This window comes from Spirosoma endophyticum, assembly GCF_900112365.1.
GTDB classification, from domain to species: domain Bacteria; phylum Bacteroidota; class Bacteroidia; order Cytophagales; family Spirosomataceae; genus Spirosoma; species Spirosoma endophyticum.
Map to the genome: position 1 here is coordinate 299,505 of NZ_FOLQ01000005.1, position 19,140 is coordinate 318,644.

The window sequence follows — 19,140 nt, forward strand, 5'->3', positions numbered from 1 at the left end:
GCGACTCATTATGTCAAAAACTTTTGCCCGCTACGGCACGTTTAGGGGGTGTTTCCATTTCTTGCTATCAATCAATTTCCTATCATGAATGTAACTCTGCTGTTACTCACGGTCGCTACGACCACCGCTTTGGTTGGTCCTTATGACGCCCCGCCTGTTAAGTCAGCTAAACTAAAATCGCCTGTGCTAAAGACAGGGCTACCTGCCATAGCGCCCGACCCGGACAATGGAGGCATTAAACTCGTGAACGGTTTTGGAGGATTAGTTTTTGCCGATAACCTGGGCAAAGCCCGACATATTGTTGTCGATGAAGCCGGTACCGTATTTGTGAAACTGGAAAAACTCAATGACGGCAAAGGAATTGTTGAGTTGAATGACACCAACGGCGACGGTCGCGCCGATCAGACAGTTATGTTTGGCAATAATACCGGCACAGGTATGGCGCTTTACAATAATTACCTCTATGCTTCATCGGACACGTCGGTCTATCGTTACAAACTGACGAATGGCAAAGTCATGGAGACGACACCCGCCGAGCCAATTATCTCGGGGCTAACCCTCCAGCGGCAGCATGCCAGTAAATCGCTGGCGATTTCGCCAGACGGTAAATTGTTCGTCAATTTTGGAGCACCGTCTAATGCATGTCAGGAAAAAGATCGACAAAAAGGATCGAAGGGGATGGACCCCTGCCCAATTCTGGAAGAATACGGTGGTATCTGGCTTTTCGACGCCAAAAAGTTGAATCAGCATAAGAGTGACGGCAAACGCTACGCGACGGGTATCCGAAACGCGGTTTCCCTCGACTGGAATACTGCTACCAATACGTTATACGCCATGCAACATGGCCGCGATAACCTCAACAACTGGGGAGGTGTATTTACGGATGAGCTAAGTGCTGAGCTACCCTCCGAAGAATTTTTGATGGTGAAAGAAGGCTCAGATTTTGGCTGGCCATATTGCTACAACGATCATTTTAAAAATAAGAAGTTTTTAGCGCCCGAATACGGGGGCGATGGCACTAAAGAAGATCGTTGTGCCGGAAAAGAGAAACCAATTATGGCGTTTCCAGCTCACTGGGCACCGAACGATTTGCTTTTCTATACAGGCACTCAATTTCCTGCCCGTTATAAAAATGGTGCGTTCATCTGCTTTCACGGTTCATGGAACCGCGCTCCTCTACAACAGGGTGGTTATTTTGTGGCCTTTGTTCCTTTCGGAAAAGATGGTCGTCCGTCGGGTAAATACGAAGTATTCGCGGAGAATTTCGCGGGCGTAGCTGAACAGGGTAAGCCGGGAACTGACGTAAATGCGGGTAAGCTTGATCTGGCTAGCCCTGGCGATGCTAAAGCCCGTCCGGTAGGTCTCGCACAAGGACCTGATGGATCGCTATACATCAGCGACTCAGTAAAAGGCAAAGTCTGGCGGGTGATGTATACGGCGAAGAAATAATATTCAGACGTAGTGAAACGATAATAGGCCCGTTCTTCTCGGTGTTACGTTTGCGCTGAGAGTCACTAATCGAACCCCCTTTACCCTGTTTGCCACAGGATAAAGGGGGTTCTTGATTTTAGTACTGTTACTCAGGCGTCTCTACGAATTCTAAACTAAGCAAAAAAGACCAAGGGGGTGTAGCTACAATTATAGCTATACCCCCTTGGTAAAATTTATTCCTTAAGATTACTTCTTAAAATAGTCGATCTTATCAGCGTCTGAATTGTTATCGATTCGAACTTCGCCACCACTACCGCCTACAATGGTCGTGCTGATGGTTAACGTTCCCTTCGTATTGCCAGGCGTCAATATACCCGTAAACCCAAACGATTTGTGTCCCCCCCCCGTAATAACCTCGGTGGTCTTCAGGATGTAGAAATCATCGTTCTTTTCATCAAGCGTCCAGATGCCGTTCTGCACAATTTTGTTACCAACAAAGACCGAACTACTGGCAAAGCTCAATTTAACCAGGGGATCTTTGGTCACATAGAGCGTGATAAGCCCGCTGGAAGCCGTTGGCAGCAGATTATATACATCGACCACGACGGTAAAGTTAGTGGTACCATATTGGGTAGCAGGCAGCGCGTAGATGATCGGGGCTAAATCCGGAACCCCAAGTGTGAAGGGTACAGTAACCGTTTTAAGGTCAGAAACGACACCGGCATTGTCTTTCACCGCATAAGTAAAGGTTGGATCAGGAAAAGCCCCCGAACTACCCGTAGTAGCGCCCGTCGCTGTTGGGTCAAGTGTCACCTTCGTAGGATCGAAGCTGGTGATGGTTTGCGTTCCCGTGACCGCCGTACCATTGTAGTACAACGTACCGTTGGTGGCTGGCGTTAGAATCACTACACGACCGGTTAGGTTGGTTGGATACGTACCGTCCTCCAGATCTGAGCCAGTGAAGGCTGTCGACGACACTGGTGCCTGAGCAGTTCCCCCTGGATTTACCTGAGCCGTTATCGTAGCCACATTCACTATTGGCTTCTTATCGATGCCGAAGTTAGCATCGCTAATGTTGCTCGAAGATACCGAGATACCTGTCAGAATTCCATTAGCCGTGCCATCACTGCCTGTATTCGTACCCAGGTGCTCACCCACACTCGTCCAGCTTGTTGGCAACGACGTGGTGGTGCTACCGGCAGAGTTGGTGCTTAATACGATTGAATATGTACCAGGCGCTACACCATTGAACGTGTAGGTACCTGTGCTGCTCACCTGCACTGTCGTTAGCGACGTACCACCGCTGTTGACTAGTGTCACATAGATAGGTTGATTGCCCGTTGCTGGATCAATATCCGTTCCATTGATGACGATTGAGCTGGTGCCAAACTTGTTGACTGTATTGTCCGTCAGGCCATTCCCATCGTTGAGTACACTACCTGACAGGCTCACCGTAGTAACAGTAGGAGCTGTGAAGGGAACCGTCACAGTGGCAGGGGCCGCAAATACACCAGCATTATCTTTCACCGAATAGGTGAAGGTTGGATGATTACCCGAGCTGGTGGCGCCCGTTGCCGTGGGGTCTAGGGTCACTTTGGTCGGATCGAAGCTGGTGATGGTCGTCGAAGCAGTCACCGCCGTGCCGTTGTAGTATAACGTACCGTTGGTGGCAGGGGTCAACGTTACCGTACGACCCGTCAGGTTGTTCGTATACGTACCATCTTCCAGGTCGGTGCCCGTGAAGGCCGTCGAAGCTACGGGGCCCTGATTCGTGCCACCGGGGTTTGGCTGAGCCGCTACAGTCGCATCATTGACATCCGGCTTCTTATTAATACCGAAGTTAGCATTCTCGATATCATTCGAAGATACCGAGATACCGGTCAAAATTCCATTAACTGTACCATCACTGCCTGTACCCGTACCTAACTTTTCACCCGTGTTATTCCAGTTAGTAGGCAAAGAAGCCGTTGTACTACCGTTCGAATTAGTGCTCAACACTACCGAGTAGGTACCCGGAGAAACAGCTAAGAATGAATACGTACCGGTTGATAACACCGGAACAGTGGTAACAGCCGCACCATTACTATTAACCAGCGTAGCGTAGATCGGTTGATTACCGGCAACATCATCATCGATATCCGTACCATCAATCACCACAGAACCCGTGCCGAACTTGTTAACCAGATTATCTGTCAAGGCATTGCCATCGTCGAATACATTTCCACTAAGACTGGCTAATTCGGTTATTGGCTGCTGAAAACACCGTGCACCATCGTTATCATCGGTAATAGGGCCGTTAGAAACAAAGATACCCGTAGCCGAAGTAGCAGCTTTAGGTATACGGTATATTTTACCAGAAGCATTCTGACTTACATACAATGTTCCTGCATTGTCGAAGTAACATGCACCAAATGCATTAGCAACAGGGTTAGCAATGGGGATGTTTGTAGCACCTACGGTTGAGACAGCACCCGTGCTGGAATTGATTCGTAACAAATTCCCCGTTGTGGCATTGATCCCATATAGATGACCATCTACGGGATTAATTGCCAGGTCAATCATTTCACGAGTTGCATCGACTGGCGCTAATGTCAGCGGTGAGAGTAATGTCAAATAGGTTGCCGAAGAAGGCTTAAGATCAACCCGCAGAACTTGTGAACTGGAAACGTTATTGTGACCACGGAATAAATAAAGAATTCCGTTTGCATCAATATCACCAGCGTTAAAAGGCACATCTGTTGGTAATCCGGCAATAGCAAAAAATTGCACCGACCAGTCACTACCCATCCGTACTAATTGATTCGTTCCCCGGCGAAAGCCCCAGAGATAACTGTCAGTAACGTTAAAGCCTACATTGTTAACGGACGTTTTCGAATTCGTGCTAGATGGTATTAACTGACCATGTACCTGTGTAGACGAACCATTGATAATATTTATTTCATAAACACGCGTATTACTATTCAGCGTACCTCCATCGGCATTAGCATCGCCCTGAAACAAATAAGATTTAAATGTAGAGCAGGAAAAACTGGGCTGTAATGGAACAAAAGCGTTTGTACACCGGGCTCCATCCGTAGTAGAAATGGAGGTGTTTAACGTAGGGGATATCTGTACACCACTTTCTGTATCAGGACTTGAATTCGGTCCCGTAACCTGATAAACTGTTGAGTTCGCATCATTAATAAAAAACAGATTTCCTGATTTATCAATGTACGTTGATGTAGTCATGGCTGGGATGCCAACATCAGTCAACGTGCGCACACCCGTGCTGGCATTGTAGGTGACCATTTGGCCATTGTTGGTAGCTATGCCATAAATATATTTAGCATCCGCACTGATGGAAATATCGCCAACGCTGCTACCAGCGCTTAACGTAAGCGTGCTAGTTGTACGCGCACTAATATCGACCTTCTGCATAGTAGCATCTCCAGACCTATATAGATAAAATATACCATCTTTTGATACTTCACCAGCGTTATACTCAACATTGGACGGTAAGCCCGTAATATCTTTTACTGACGTTCCTCCGTCGTTATGAATCTGTACAATATCATTGGTGCCTGATTGATATGCATAAAGAAATCCGTCCTCAGGACTATACCCTAAAGCGGTCATCTTGCGATTACCCAATGTAGATGCACTGAACAACTGCGTGGCGATACCGGTCTCTAGATCAACCTTATAAAGTGCCGAAGGATTGCCCTGAAGGCGATAAGAAACATCGTTACAAGGAAAAGTTGTGGCAAAGGCACTCTGTAAACTAATAATGCTTGCCAGCATAAGTAGCAGGAAAATCCTTAATGGCAAAAAAAGTTCTTGCTTTTGTTGCTTTTGTATTAAGTTTTTGTTTAACTTGTTTCCATATTCTACATAAGCGCAACTTACTGTTCCTAAATGGAAAAGTGATTTCAGCTCCTGTACAGGGCTCCATTGTCCTGGGAGCAAGGCATTTAACAACCTGGAAATGGGCTGATAATTAAGTGTAAATCGCTTTTTCATTAAAATAATAGTTATACGGATGGACGAAAAAAGGCACGGCAAAGCCGTTCTGAAGGAGTATACCCATTCAGTAAAGGATTAATCAGCCAGTAAATGGGCTAAAATTGGCAATACGAGAGATGGCAGGACATAAATAAGTCCTGTCGATCATGATGTATTACTGTTTTAAGAATGAATCGGTCAGAACTTGAAAGAGATTTTGTGTTTGTTTCGATTCAAGATATTGAGCTTACTCGATGAAGGAATCTAAGAGTACTGCAGAACTAGATATAACCAGACGTGTAAATTCTGTATTCATAGTATTTTTTTACGGGTATGACACTAGAGGATACAGACAAAAATAAATACGTTCCAGAGAGATTCGCTTTCTAGAGTATACCTATTGTTGCACCCAAACTCTGGTCACTAGACTACTGAATTTCTCATTGGTCACTTTTTTTAATAAGGAATTAATCAATTTTTATCATATAATAAGTGTTCATATGAATACTTGCTATACTCTTTTGTATCTGTGCTCAGCAGGTAATTAGTAGCTAAGCGTTATTTTAAAATATACTTGCCGTCCAGTTACAAAGTGTTCTGCCATAAACGACTTGGATAACAAGCTACAAAAACAAAGGCCCTGATATTAACAGAATAACTGTTAATATCAGGGCCTCATAACGACAATTACTTAAACAACTTGACTGCGTAGAACCCTAGCTTTTGTAGCAGTCGATCCTTCCAGGTCTTAGCTAATTTCCTCTGACACTAATCCACAATCTTTACCCTGATGCGGTGTGGCGCAACCTGATTACCGCCAAAATAAAGTCCCGTATTGTAAGCAAACGATTTATTGTGCGTAAACGGCACTGACTGACCACCCAAGACTTGGTATAATTTACGATCATAGTCAATTTTGATTGTAAGCTTCGTCGGTGTATTGATGCGCGTTTCGGCTACTTTGAAATCAATACGTTTGCCTTCTACGTAGATATAAGCCCCTAAATCAATTACTCCGCGTTGAGGATTCCACCGCCAGCCAACACGTGCGCCATCTACCTGATGCGGAGGTACTCCATCTAAAGACTGATCTTTAGACCCTACAAACCCTAAGCCAATCACTTTATTCCAGTCATCAGTATCAACTGCGCCAACGTCATAGATACAACTACTATCGAAAGTGACAGTGGCCGACACTTCGTGTGGGCTAATCAATAACCCTACTTTGCGCTTTGGGTCGGGTTCATGTTCACCTGCCTCAATAACGACCCAATCGGGGTCCGACAATAGAAAGTCAGGTACGCACGCGCTCATAAAAAAAATAAGGCTGAGCAATAGCGATCTGACGACGAACGAAGAAAACCGTACCGATTGATCAAAACGTAACATATTATCTGGATTAGCGACACTTACTGTTGTGCAAATAACGGTAGAAATCAGCTGTTTTGTGTCCCGTTGAATCAAGTGGTATCATGCAGCTGTATATCGCCGAAGTCGACAGCCTACGTACGGTACGGTACACAAGAATTTCGTAACTTTCTTCTTCCGTATTTGGACATCTTATTTATCTGAATTATGCAATCGGCAATTTCGCCTTCGCTTCAATCCGTTCGTGAGCAATCGGCTACCCAGTCCATCGGCTGGCGGCCAGGGATACCAACCTATATTTATGCCGTCGTTTTCTCGTCGTTTTGCGTGGTTATGGGCCTTTTGTGGGACATTATGTGGCACATAAGTATTGGACGCGATGGGCTATTCGCGGCTCCACACGTAGTAATTTATGTTGGAGCCGTAGTAGCGGGTCTGTTTTCAGCGTATAGAATTCTGGCCCTAACGCTCACCAGAAATCATCCAGGCCGGGCTGAAGCCGTTCCGTTCTGGGGTGTTTTTTATGGGCCGCTGGGTGCTATGTTCTGCGTTTGGGGAGCCCTGGCAATGTTAACATCTGCCCCATTTGACGACTGGTGGCATAATACATATGGCCTTGATGTGCAGATACTTACCCCTCCCCATACCATACTGATCGTCGGCATTATGACCGTGCAGTTTGGTGCGATAATAGGCGTATTAGCGCTGCAGAACAAGTATCGGGATGTAAACGAATCTGGCAACACGGTGTCAACAAGACTGAAATGGCTATTCGCTATTGCATCCGGACTACTTCTGGCTATGTTGTTTGTACTGTTCTCAGAATCAATGACCAGAAGCCAAACCCATCATACGCGCTATTACGTTACAGCGGCCATTGCCTTACCATTCTATCTGGTTGCTATGGGCAGAGCATCTTTATTGCGTTGGCCAATTACCACGATTGCAGGGCTTTTTATGTTATTTTTCCTTATGCCAAGCTGGGTGCTAGAAAACATTCCTGCCCAGCCTCGACTTGGTCCGGTTCTAAACCCAATCACACATTACCAAGCGTTCATATTTCCTCCTTTATTGGTTATCCCTGCATTTTTAATGGATTTACTTATCCATCGCTTTGACAATTTCGCTACTGGAAAAAAATTGAACGACTGGCTACTGGCGGTTTTATTGGGAATTACGTTTCTGCTTGTTTTATTGGCTGTTCAATGGCCGTTTGGTGAGTTTCTTCATACGTCGCCTTATGCGCGGAATGGTTTCTTTTTATCGAACAGCTGGTTCTACAGCCGGGCACCCGATTCGCCATATCGATACGCCTATAATCCGGAACGGCTGCAATCCACAGCTAGTTTTGCAATTGGTTTCGGGAAAGCATTACTGTATGCCATACTCTCAGCCCGAGTTGGTTTATTATGGGGCAATTGGATGAAACAAGTAGTACGGTAAAAGCAGAACCAAGGAGATGTTAGAAAAATCAATTGGCTTCAGGCGGCAGCTAGTGGCCTATTTACTCAGTCTGTTACTCACTTACTCACTCACTGCAACTGCGCACATTGGTAGTGCGGGTGTCGTTGTACAAAAACAAGCGGGTAAATATCAGTTATTAATCAGCATAAAACCACCCGACGTAGTACCAGGAACGGCTAGCATTACCGTATTTGTAGAGCAGGGTAGTGTGACTACTATTGGTGCCCGACCAATTTATTTTAATGCCGGGGATAAGGGCGCTCCTACCCATGATATACTAAAGTCAATCAGTGCCAGTCGCTACGAAGGGGATGTTTGGCTAATGGAATCTGGTTCGTCAAGCATTGAGTTAAGTATCGATGGGCCTGACGGAAAACAACAGATAGTCGTGCCTGTGATGGCTGTGGCAACAGCCCTGCGTGATATGCCTGAAGGAACGGGTATTGGCTTAGCAGCCATGGGATTATTATTAATCGTGATGTTGATTACAATTATCGGGGCTAGTAATGCCGATGCGCTTGTATTACCCGATCATCAAATACCAACAACGCTCCGGCGTCGGCGCTGGTTAGGTATGGGTGTCGGATTAATAATGGTCACGCTACTGTTAACAGGTTGGCGGTCATGGTGGACTAGTAAAGCAGAAGATTATCGGAATGTACAGCTCTACCGACCAATGTCTATCCATGCATCGGTACGTATTGCAGATAACCACCGGCAACTGTCGATTCTATTTGACACCACTAGCTTCGGAAAGAGCCGGCGCAACCAACGGACCTTAAGCTACCTCATTCCCGACCACGGCAAGTTGATGCACACGTTTATGGTCCGAATCCCGGGATTAGATGCATTTGCTCATTTGCATCCCAACAGGAACGATACGTTACACTACGCTGCGACGCTCCCCTCACTACCGGGGGGCAAATACATTCTATTTTCAGACGTCGTGTACAGAAGTGGTTTCGCTGAAACCCTGACCGATACGGTGGACGTTCCTTCGCCAAAAATCACGGCTGAAACAGCGGCCAACGTCAAACCCTCCGATCCAGACGATAGCTGGCTCGTTGCTGAATCTATGGGGGTAAAAGCCAATGCAGTGAACGTACCACATTTAGATAACGATATGGTCGTTTGTGGAAAACCCGGTGCCAGTACAAAGCTCTCAGATGGCTCATCCATGCTCTGGATGGACAAACCTGCACAAATTCTGGAAGCAGGCAAGTTATACACGCTGAAATTCGCGGTAGCCGATTCTATAGGGAAAGCGACGCCTTTGGAACCCTATTTGGGTATGGATGGTCATGCCGTCATTCTGCGTTCAGATGGTAGTGTCTATATTCATTTGCATCCAGTTGGTACGTATTCGATGGCTGCGGAAGAGTCATTAGTGAGACGCATCTCCGACACCGCCCGAACCTTTCGTTATCCCAACGCAACGCATTTTCGTGATAGCATCGACGCTTACGTTGCCAAACTTAAAGCGCTGCCTGAAGGCGAAAAAAATCGGTTGCTTATGGCTGAAATGCCGGGTATGAGCCATCCCATGAAAACGAACAATATGGTTGAGTTCCCTTATGCTTTCCCGCGAGCGGGTCATTATCGGATTTGGGTTCAGGTGAAACGGAATGGCCGGGTTTTAACGGGCGTGTTTGATACGCAAGTCAATGAATCGCTATTATAATTTAGACCGTAACTCATTCAGAATCAGTTTTTGGCTATTTTTTGATAGGTAGTATAGAAAATATTTTTAGCTGAAGGGCTTGACAAACGTCAAAAACAATCTAAATTTGCATCCACAATTCGCCAATGGACTGGCAAATTGTATAACGCGAAAGTAGCTCAGCTGGTAGAGCGCGACCTTGCCAAGGTCGAGGTCGCGGGTTCGAACCCCGTCTTTCGCTCCACAAAGAGGCACCGACCACGGTGCTTTTTTTGTAAATGCCGCTTCGGCGGATAAATGCCGGGATGGTGGAATCGGTAGACACGCCGGACTTAAAATCCTGTGGGCCTCAAGCCCGTGCGGGTTCGACTCCCGCTCCTGGTACAAAAATAGCCCCTGAAATTCAGGGGCTATTTTTGTACGTACTGTAGCGACTCTCATATCTCCTCAAAACTATCTATACGCAACAAACATGACTTATTAATCGATTAAGCGCCATCTCTTATTACGTTATATTGATCGCTTCCCAGGATTTACTGATTTTGTAAAATTCCTTCTTGTACATTTTGTTTTGATTTGTATATTTGAAACCGTTGCCAAATACAAATCAATCATAAATCATTCATTATGAGTAATTTTCAATGATTTTTCTTGTCCTTGCAACCTCCTTGTCCATCCCGTTTCCTTACATTGTTCACCCTTGCAAGCTGTTCTGACCACTCCTGAAAATGGTGGAGCTGAATGGTGTAGTCCTTATGAAAGTTTCGCCGTTGCAACCGTTTCAAATCGTGTATTCATTGCTGGATCACGAGTTTCTGGGTTACTTAATCGAGGCTTTCGTCGTACAACGTAACAGCCGGGGGGAACTTACACTACAGAACCAGACACTCTCCACGCAAAACGTTGGAGAGTTTGCCAAGGGCTTAGACGAACGTGATTTTGAACTGGTAAAACTCATCGACAGTATTCAGCAGGACACGATCGTTAAAAAATTCAATACCAGGAAGTTGCCCGCCGTTGATTTCTTTCTGAAAGTATATGATCTACAGAAAGGTGACAAGATTGTGCAGGAAGCTATTGGTAGCTATCTGGAGCATATAAAAGCTCAGATTATGGGGTTGCTGCCTGGCAAACCTTTTTATATTATGGGCAACGACGGTAATCCAGCCTGGGAATCTATCATCTGGATGCCTGAACCAGCAAAGGTTCATTTTCACTTCGTTCGTAATGCCGACTCTACGCACTATTTCCCGATCATCCGTTATCCAGTTGGTCCACGCGAAGCTGGCGAAACTGAACGTGTAGTCTTTCAATTTAAAGATGCGCTGATGATTTGTGATGAGCCTGCCTACATGATGGTTGGCCATCGATTATATCATTTTAGCAAAAATGTGGATGGTAAAAAATTGCGCCCATTCTTCACAAAAAACCACATTATCATTCCGCGCAATATTGAGCAGCAATACTACGAACGGTTTGTTACCCAACTCATTGCATCGTACGATGTCTACGCAAACGGATTCGAGATCCGGTCCGAAGTTCTGGAGCCAATGCCTGTGCTAACGGTTTCGGAGATGGTTCAGCCAAGTCGTTTAGTGCCAGCAGCAATTCATCAAAATGGAACCGCCGTAGCCGATCTAGCCGATAAGGATGCAGACGCAAGCCAGCGTATCATGTTCGATCTGTCGTTTCAATATGGCGATTTTATGTTTCACTTCGACAGTTTTGGGACAACGGCCAATGTGAGTCTTGAAAAGAAAAACGACGAGTATATTTTCCACAAAATTCGCCGGGATCAACGGTTGGAACGGCAAAAACTGGCGTTGCTACGTGAGACAGGGCTTGATCTACGTAATGGGCAACTGGCACTATCGAAAGCAGAAGCTTTTTCCTGGCTTTCTACGAATGGGAATCAAATTCGGGAAACAGGCTTTGTCATTCGGCAGGATGCGCAGGACACGAAACGATATTTTCTGGGCTATTCGACGATCAACGTTTCCATTCAGGAGGGTCGCGACTGGTTTGATATTTATGCTCATGTTCGCTTCGGTGAGTTTGACATTCCGTTTCTGAAGCTCCGAAAGCTTATCCTCAACAAAAAGCACGAGTTCACATTGCCCAACGGCGAGATTGCCGTTATTCCGGATGCCTGGTTCACCAAATATTCGGAACTCTTCGGGTTTATAGAACACATTGATGGCCCCGACGCTGATGGGCAACTGGTGCTGCAAAAGCACCACCTCGCACTGGTTCAGGAACTGGAGCGCGATAATCTGGCGACAACGGTTATTACGCGCAAACTGGAAGGATTGCGGAATTTTGAAGAAATCGAATCCTTTCCGTTACCAGCCCATTTCAACGGCACACTACGTCCCTACCAACACGCAGGGTACGACTGGATGAATTTCCTGCGGCAATATCACTTCGGGGGTTGTTTGGCCGATGACATGGGACTAGGAAAAACCGTAATGACGCTGGCTATGCTTCAGGGGCAGAAAGAAGCGGGTATACTGGAGCCAAGTTTGCTGGTTATGCCAACATCCCTGCTCTACAACTGGGAACTGGAAGCTAAGAAATTCACGCCCGACCTGCGCGTGATGGTGTATACGGGTACGTATCGTGATAAGAATATGGCTCAGTTCGACAACTACGACCTGATTCTGACATCATATGGTATTGTACGAATTGATATTGACCTGCTGAGCAGTTATCGGTTCAACTACGTCATTCTGGATGAATCGCAGGCAATTAAGAATCCATCGTCGCACATCACCAAGGCTGTTATGCAACTGAATACGGCATACCGACTTATTCTCACCGGTACACCGCTCGAAAACAGTACGATGGACCTTTGGTCGCAGATGTCTTTCATTAATCCTGGTTTATTAGGCAATCAGGCATTTTTCAGAAATGAATTTCAGATACCTATCGAAAAGCGACATGACGACTCTAAAATAGCAAGACTCTATAGTTTGATCAAACCTTTTATGCTTCGGCGTAATAAAGCGCAGGTGGCAACGGATTTGCCGGCGAAAGTAGAAAGCGTATTGTATTCAGAAATGACACCTGATCAGGAGAAACAATACGAAGAAGCCAAATCTTATTACCGAAATCTGATTCTGGAGCATATCGAGGAATCAGGGATGGCTAAGTCGCAAATGATTGTTTTGCAGGGTTTGACCAAGTTGCGGCAGATCGCCAATCACCCGCGCATGGTAGATGCTGATTATGAAGGCGATTCAGGTAAACTTGACGACGTACTGATTCGTTTAGACAGTGCGATAATAGAAAATCACAAAGTTCTGGTGTTCAGTCAGTTTATTAAGCATTTGAGTGTTGTTCGGCAATATCTGAAAGAAAAAAATATTAAATACGCTTATTTAGACGGCTCAACCATCGACCGACAGAGCCAGGTTAAATTATTCCAGACCGACGAATCGGTGAAATTATTCCTGATTTCGCTGAAGGCAGGTGGTTTAGGCCATAACCTTACCGCTGCCGACTACGTGTTCATTCTAGACCCCTGGTGGAACCCTGCCATCGAGGCTCAGGCTGTTGACCGAGCCCACCGCATTGGGCAGGATAAAACGGTGTTTACCTACAAATTCATCGCAAAAAATACCGTCGAAGAAAAAATCCTGTCGCTGCAACGAGCCAAGCAGCAACTTGCCGGTAGTTTAATCACCACGGAAGAGAACTTCATGAAATCGCTAACGAAGGAGGATATTATGGTCTTACTGGAATAAGCCGCGGAATAAAATCAGCAAAATTTGAGAAGATATGAGCGTAGAATAGTTATGTATTCACTCATACTAAAAACTCGATTTATGAATGTCAAAAGTGTGTTCGGTATTATCCTGACGCTGATCGGCCTGGTTGGCCTAGTTTACGGAGGCATCGATTTTACGAAAGGCGGGGTCTCTCAGGCGTCGTTTGTTTATATAATTTTAGGCGGTATTTTCTTTTTTTCGGGCATCAGCCTTATTCGTGGTACAAAAGCGTAAGGCTGAATACTACCAATTCACCTTCCTTCTACCTCAGATATACACCCATCTGCTTTTCATCGCTCAGCACTACGTCAACATGTTCCGTTAACGTAGTGCTGAGTTCGTAGCCTTTATAATCGGCCGCAACCGGGTAGCGTGGGTGATTCCGATCAATCAAAACAGCCACCTGCAGTTTACGGACAGGCACACTCAGAAACGGTTGCAAACTAAAGGCCAGGGTGCGGCCCGTATATAACACATCGTCTACAACAATAACGACCGTATCGGTATAGTCATTCATAGCGCGATCAGGTCGAACAGGTGGCTGGGCTCTCTGCGATTTATTCAGGTCAAGTTGAATCAAATCGACTGAAAACGGAGCAATAGTCTGCAATTCACCTGCTAAAGCCTGGGCCAGTACGTAGCCTTCTCCCGATATGCCAGCCAGTAGCAGGGCCGGTTCTTCAAAATTATTCTCGTAAATCTGAAACGCTATTCGCCTGATTTTCTGGCGAATTTGTTCAGCGTTCAGGACAAGCGTCGACAAGCCGGTGTTCATAAAATAAGCGAAAAATGTATTGACTACGTAAAGATGAGAAAAAGCTGTTAGGCAATGAAATACATCATACCGCCAATATCATACAGCATGGATTCTAAATCGCTGTATCTTTGTCTGTTCATGTAGAAGTAACTATGATTGTTAAGACCAAAAAATACGCGTTAGACCAAAAAACGTATATTAACATCGCCCTAAGACAGTGGGTGAAAGACAACTGGAAATGGGCGTTTGTGCCACTGGCTCTGATTATTCTGAACGTCATTCTGAACCTGACGAAAGTCTATCCTAATTACTGGATTTACATCGTTATTGTGCTGCTCACGATTTTGTATGTTTTATTCTGGGCCGTACAGATTACGGGTATTGCCCAAATGGAGCAGAGCAAAGCCTTATTTCAGAAATATGTTTATGAAATTGACAGCCGTCAGATTCTCATGCGGATTAACGCTAAAGAAGGCGGCATTCTGAAATGGAACCAGATTAACAGTGTCATTAAAGATAAAGACGCCTACATTTTATTTCTGGATAATGCCGAGGCCATGGCAAATGTCAAGGCCAGCTGGATCGCTAAAATTGTAACGAAAGGGCTGGCCAAAGCGCAGTTCCTGTATCTGCCGTTCAATATCTTCACCAGCGATAATGACCTGCGTTTCACCGATGCGCTGCTGAAACGCAAAGGGCTGTTGCCAGGTAGCGTTCCCGCTGAGACTGCGGTGAAATAGAAAATTGACACGTAGCAAAAAGCCTCCCATGGATAACGAATGTAGTGTTATCGATGGGAGGCTTTTCTATGTACAATTTATATCGTCCCGAAGCTTATTTGGCTTGATCTGTGAAATCCAGAACCGTCAAATCGGCTATCCACGGCCCAACGATCGTACCGAACTCTTTATGGGCGGGATGGGGTAAATAAGCATCGCGATCTTTTTCGGAATCGAACGTCAGCACAAATCCATGCGTCAATCCATGCGCGTGATTTTCGGGGCTATTGTTCGTACCCCATTTCAAGTCCTTAATCTCTTTAATTTTTGACGGAAGCGCCTGAAAGGCATCCAGGATTTCCTTCAGTTTCGCGGGCGTTGTTTCGGGTTTAAACTTAAATAGTACAATGTGCTGTACGCTGGTAGCTTTCATCTTTTTTGCAGGAGGTTCACTATTAAAATTGTGAGCGTATGTCGTGACGGACAAGAGCGCCAAAGCCACGAGCGTAATAAGGTGTTTCATAAGACAGTAAGAGTTTTGGATGTAAAGAAAATAAAAGTGCCGCCCTACTATGAGCGGCACTTTATCTGAACCGCACGGGCGGCCCCGCTGAATTTATTTGATCAGTCAAATCAAATAAATTTACCAAAAGTAACTAGTTAGCAGATAAGACTCTGATAATCAGACAATCTTATTCAGTCAACTAAATTCCAATTTAGGACAGTTTCGCTTTCAGATTCGTATCCAGCGCTTCGAGGAATTCCTCGGTGTTTACGTACTGCTCACCGGACGTCAGCTTCGTACCAACAGGATAAGCCGACAGCGCCAGGTCTTTCGTCATGATGCCACTTTCTACGGTCTCCACACAAACCGCTTCCAACGCATTAGCGAAGTCGATCAGTTGTTGATTATCATCCAGTTTACCCCGGAAGGCCAGACCACGCGTCCAGGCGTAGATCGACGCAATTGGATTAGTGCTGGTTTTATTTCCTTTCTGGTATTCGCGGTAGTGGCGCGTTACGGTACCGTGAGCCGCTTCGGCTTCCATTGTCTGGCCATCGGGTGTAACGAGCACCGACGTCATCAGACCCAGCGAACCAAAGCCCTGCGCGATCGTGTCCGACTGAACGTCGCCGTCGTAGTTTTTGCAGGCCCATACGAAGTTACCTTCCCACTTCAGCGCTGAAGCCACCATGTCGTCGATCAAACGGTGTTCGTAATGAACTTTACCAGCAAATTCAGTATCGTAGACTTCCTGAAAAATGTCTTTGAAACGACCGTCGTATTTTTTAAGGATTGTGTTTTTGGTCGACAGGTATAACGGCCAGTTTTTTTGCAGGGCCATGTTGAAACAGGCTTTTGCAAAACCACGAATCGATTCATCGAGGTTATACATACCCATGGCAACACCGGCACCGGGGAAGTTGAATACGTCGTATTCCTGTACAGTTCCGTCTTCGCCCTCAAATTTCATGGTCAGCTTCCCTTTGCCTGGCACAACGAAATCGGTAGCACGATACTGATCACCAAATGCATGACGGCCAATAATGATCGGTGCTTTCCAGTTGATAACCAGACGTGGTACGTTGCTCATCACGATCGGCTCGCGGAAAACGGTTCCATCCAGAATATTGCGGATCGTGCCGTTTGGCGATTTCCACATCTGCTTCAGATTGAACTCTTTAACCCGATCTTCATCGGGCGTAATGGTGGCACATTTGATACCAACACCGTATTGTTTAATTGCATTGGCCGCATCAATCGTTACCTGGTCATTGGTTTCGTCGCGGTACTCGATGCCAAGATCATAGTATTTAATGTCAACGTCAACGTAAGGCAGAATCAGCTTGTCTTTAATAAATTTCCAGATAATACGGGTCATTTCGTCGCCATCCAGTTCGACAACCGGATTTGCCACTTTAATTTTTTCCATTTGACTAAGGTATAAACGATTGAAAACGATACGAAAACTTGGCCGCAAAAGTAGTGAATCTCGCCCAAATATGGGTACTTCTTCTTTGATCGGCGACTCCGATTCTACGACACAAGCGCATCAACCAGAGACCTTCTTTCCTAAGGAAACTTTACCAGAATCACGAAAGCCATCAATGCCCATATTAAATCCCCAAAATAATAATCTCGTTGATCATTGGCATGGAAAAACAGATTGGAGGAGTTGCTTTTTTTGGTATAAATAAATTAGGTCACCGGTTTTAGCCGTATCTTTATCAAGTAAATTACCCAATCATCCTTATAAAATTTGGCATTATCAATGAAAAACTGTACAAATCTACTAATAGTGCTCTTTTTAGCTCCTGCCCTACTCTTTGGCCAGGCTAAAAAAGCGGCTAAGACTGGTTCAGATAAAATTGACAAGCTCAAGGCTGAAGCTGTTGCTGCCGTCGAAGCGAATGCAGTGCAGGCGCAGCAAATCAACGACATGCTTTTCAGCTTCGCTGAACTGGGGTTTCAGGAGGAAGAGTCATTTAAATACCTGACGACATTACTCGAAAAAGAAGGATTTACGGTCAAGAAGGGCATTGCAGGAATCCCCACCGCCTGGATTGCGACCTGGGGATCGGGCAAACCCCTTATTGCTGTTGGGTCTGATATTGACTGCATTCCGAAAGCCAGCCAGAAGCCCGGCGTGGCTTACAAAGATCCTATCGTTGAAGGGGCTCCCGGTCATGGCGAAGGGCATAACTCAGGCCAGGCATTGAATATTGTAGCGGTGCTGGCGGTGAAGAAATTGATGGAACGGGAAAAAATTCCGGGTACGCTGATGCTCTGGCCGGGCGTAGCCGAAGAACTTGTGGGGACTAAAGCGTTCTATGTTCGGGATGGTTATTTCAAGGATGTGGACGCCTGTATTTTCACTCACGTGGGCAACAACCTTGGCGTTTCCTGGGGCGACAATGGAAATAATGGTCTGGTATCGGTACGATTCAACTTTGAAGGTCAGGCGGCTCACGCAGCGGGTGCGCCCTGGCGGGGACGTAGCGCGCTGGACGCGGTCGAGCTTATGAACATTGGCTGGAACTTTCGGCGCGAACACCTCGAACTCACCCAGCGCTCGCACTACGTCATTTCTGATGGGGGCGACCAACCTAACGTAGTACCATCCAAAGCCGCTGTTTGGTATTATTTCCGCGAACGGACGTATCCAAAAATCAAGAAACTGTTTGAAACGGGGGTTAAAATAGCCGAAGGAGCTGCCCTGATGACCGATACCAAATTCACGTACGAGATTCTGGGATCGGCCTGGCCTGTGCACACCAACAAAGTAATGGCAGCTGCAGCCTACGACAACATCAAAAAAGTGGGTTTACCAACCTGGTCAGAAGAAGATCAATTGCTGGCTAGAGCCTCTCAGATAGAGCTACAGGCGCCCAAAACCGAAGGTTTGGCAACGAAGCTGGATTCTATGGGCATGCCTACTTCGTCGGCACCAGTGGTGATGATGGGTGGTCAGGCCATGACGCCAATGGGTGGTGGCTCCGACGATATCGCCGACATCTCCTGGTCGCTGCCTACTATCGTGTTACGTTACCCCAGCAACATTCCTGGACTGCCCGGCCATCATTGGGCCAACGCGATCTCTATGGCTACGCCCATTGCTCACAAAGGCGTTGTCTATGGCGCCAAAGCGGAAGCCATGACCTTGCTGGATTTGCTGCTCAAACCCGAACTCATTAAAGATGCCTGGGCGTATTACAAAGACGAGCAGACCAAAGACATCAAATATGAACCGTTGATTTCGCCCAAAGAGCAACCAGCCATCTATCTGAACAAAAAGATTATGGCTGAATTCAAGCCCAAACTGGAGAAGTTTTACTACGACCCGTCCAAGTACAAAAGCTATTTGGAGCAGTTGGGTATCAAATACCCAACCATCCGGGATGATCAGCGGGAAGCCGTGAAGAAAGTCGTCGAGAAAGAGAAATCGTCTGCATCGAAGGTGTCTTCATCGCGGTCGGAGTAGATTATTT

General features: G+C 46.0%; 12 protein-coding genes and 2 tRNA genes. 9 read left to right on the forward strand and 5 right to left on the reverse strand.

What is annotated here, in order from left to right:
* Positions 1-84 precede the first annotated feature (84 nt).
* A complete protein-coding gene (locus tag BM202_RS16085; protein ID WP_093828089.1) occupies positions 85-1,449 on the forward strand; it encodes a PQQ-dependent sugar dehydrogenase in 1,365 nt (454 codons plus the stop codon).
* Between the two features lie 228 nt (positions 1,450-1,677).
* Here BM202_RS16085 and BM202_RS16090 read toward each other — a convergent pair whose 3' ends face one another.
* Entirely contained in the window at positions 1,678-5,211 is a 3,534-nt protein-coding gene (locus tag BM202_RS16090; protein WP_093827833.1) for a beta strand repeat-containing protein, read from the reverse strand.
* 969 nt (positions 5,212-6,180) lie between these two features.
* A complete protein-coding gene (locus BM202_RS16095) occupies positions 6,181-6,726 on the reverse strand; it encodes a hypothetical protein (RefSeq protein WP_245776676.1) in 546 nt (181 codons plus the stop codon).
* A 261-nt stretch (positions 6,727-6,987) separates the two neighbouring features.
* Between BM202_RS16095 and BM202_RS16100 the strand changes: the two genes are divergently transcribed.
* The 6 genes from BM202_RS16100 (at position 6,988) to BM202_RS37265 (ending at position 13,908) form a co-directional block, all read left to right on the forward strand.
* Positions 6,988-8,223 carry a hypothetical protein gene (locus BM202_RS16100; protein WP_245776677.1) on the forward strand — a complete coding sequence of 412 codons (1,236 nt, stop codon included), beginning with the start codon at positions 6,988-6,990 and terminating at the stop codon, positions 8,221-8,223.
* Positions 8,224-8,239: 16 nt separating this feature from the next.
* Positions 8,240-9,925 carry a hypothetical protein gene (locus BM202_RS16105; protein ID WP_093827837.1) on the forward strand — a complete coding sequence of 562 codons (1,686 nt, stop codon included), beginning with the start codon at positions 8,240-8,242 and terminating at the stop codon, positions 9,923-9,925.
* Between the two features lie 147 nt (positions 9,926-10,072).
* Positions 10,073-10,148: transfer RNA gene (locus BM202_RS16110), tRNA-Gly, on the forward strand.
* A gap of 55 nt (positions 10,149-10,203) precedes the next feature.
* A tRNA-Leu gene (locus BM202_RS16115) sits at positions 10,204-10,288 on the forward strand.
* Positions 10,289-10,659: 371 nt separating this feature from the next.
* The gene (locus BM202_RS16120) at positions 10,660-13,650 is read left to right on the forward strand and encodes a DEAD/DEAH box helicase (RefSeq protein WP_093828093.1); all 2,991 of its coding nucleotides are present in this window, start codon (positions 10,660-10,662) and stop codon (positions 13,648-13,650) included.
* 81 nt (positions 13,651-13,731) lie between these two features.
* A complete protein-coding gene (locus BM202_RS37265; RefSeq protein WP_177236602.1) occupies positions 13,732-13,908 on the forward strand; it encodes a hypothetical protein in 177 nt (58 codons plus the stop codon).
* A 28-nt stretch (positions 13,909-13,936) separates the two neighbouring features.
* Here BM202_RS37265 and BM202_RS16125 read toward each other — a convergent pair whose 3' ends face one another.
* Positions 13,937-14,449 carry a phosphoribosyltransferase family protein gene (locus BM202_RS16125; RefSeq protein WP_093827839.1) on the reverse strand — a complete coding sequence of 171 codons (513 nt, stop codon included), beginning with the start codon at positions 14,447-14,449 and terminating at the stop codon, positions 13,937-13,939.
* 134 nt (positions 14,450-14,583) lie between these two features.
* Between BM202_RS16125 and BM202_RS16130 the strand changes: the two genes are divergently transcribed.
* Positions 14,584-15,171 carry a YcxB family protein gene (locus tag BM202_RS16130; protein ID WP_093827841.1) on the forward strand — a complete coding sequence of 196 codons (588 nt, stop codon included), beginning with the start codon at positions 14,584-14,586 and terminating at the stop codon, positions 15,169-15,171.
* A gap of 94 nt (positions 15,172-15,265) precedes the next feature.
* On the opposite strand, the gene BM202_RS16135 is transcribed toward BM202_RS16130, so the two are convergent.
* Both BM202_RS16135 and BM202_RS16140 read right to left on the reverse strand, forming a co-directional pair.
* Complete coding sequence (locus BM202_RS16135; protein ID WP_093827845.1) at positions 15,266-15,673, reverse strand: Dabb family protein; 408 nt, start codon at positions 15,671-15,673, stop codon at positions 15,266-15,268.
* Positions 15,674-15,866: 193 nt separating this feature from the next.
* Positions 15,867-17,084, reverse strand: coding sequence for an NADP-dependent isocitrate dehydrogenase (locus BM202_RS16140; RefSeq protein ID WP_093827847.1), 1,218 nt, complete (start codon positions 17,082-17,084; stop codon positions 15,867-15,869).
* Positions 17,085-17,423: 339 nt separating this feature from the next.
* Here BM202_RS16140 and BM202_RS16145 point away from each other — a divergent pair, with 339 nt between their 5' ends.
* On the forward strand, positions 17,424-19,133 hold the full coding sequence (locus tag BM202_RS16145) for an amidohydrolase (protein WP_093827850.1): 1,710 nt from the start codon (positions 17,424-17,426) through the stop codon (positions 19,131-19,133).
* Positions 19,134-19,140 lie beyond the last annotated feature (7 nt).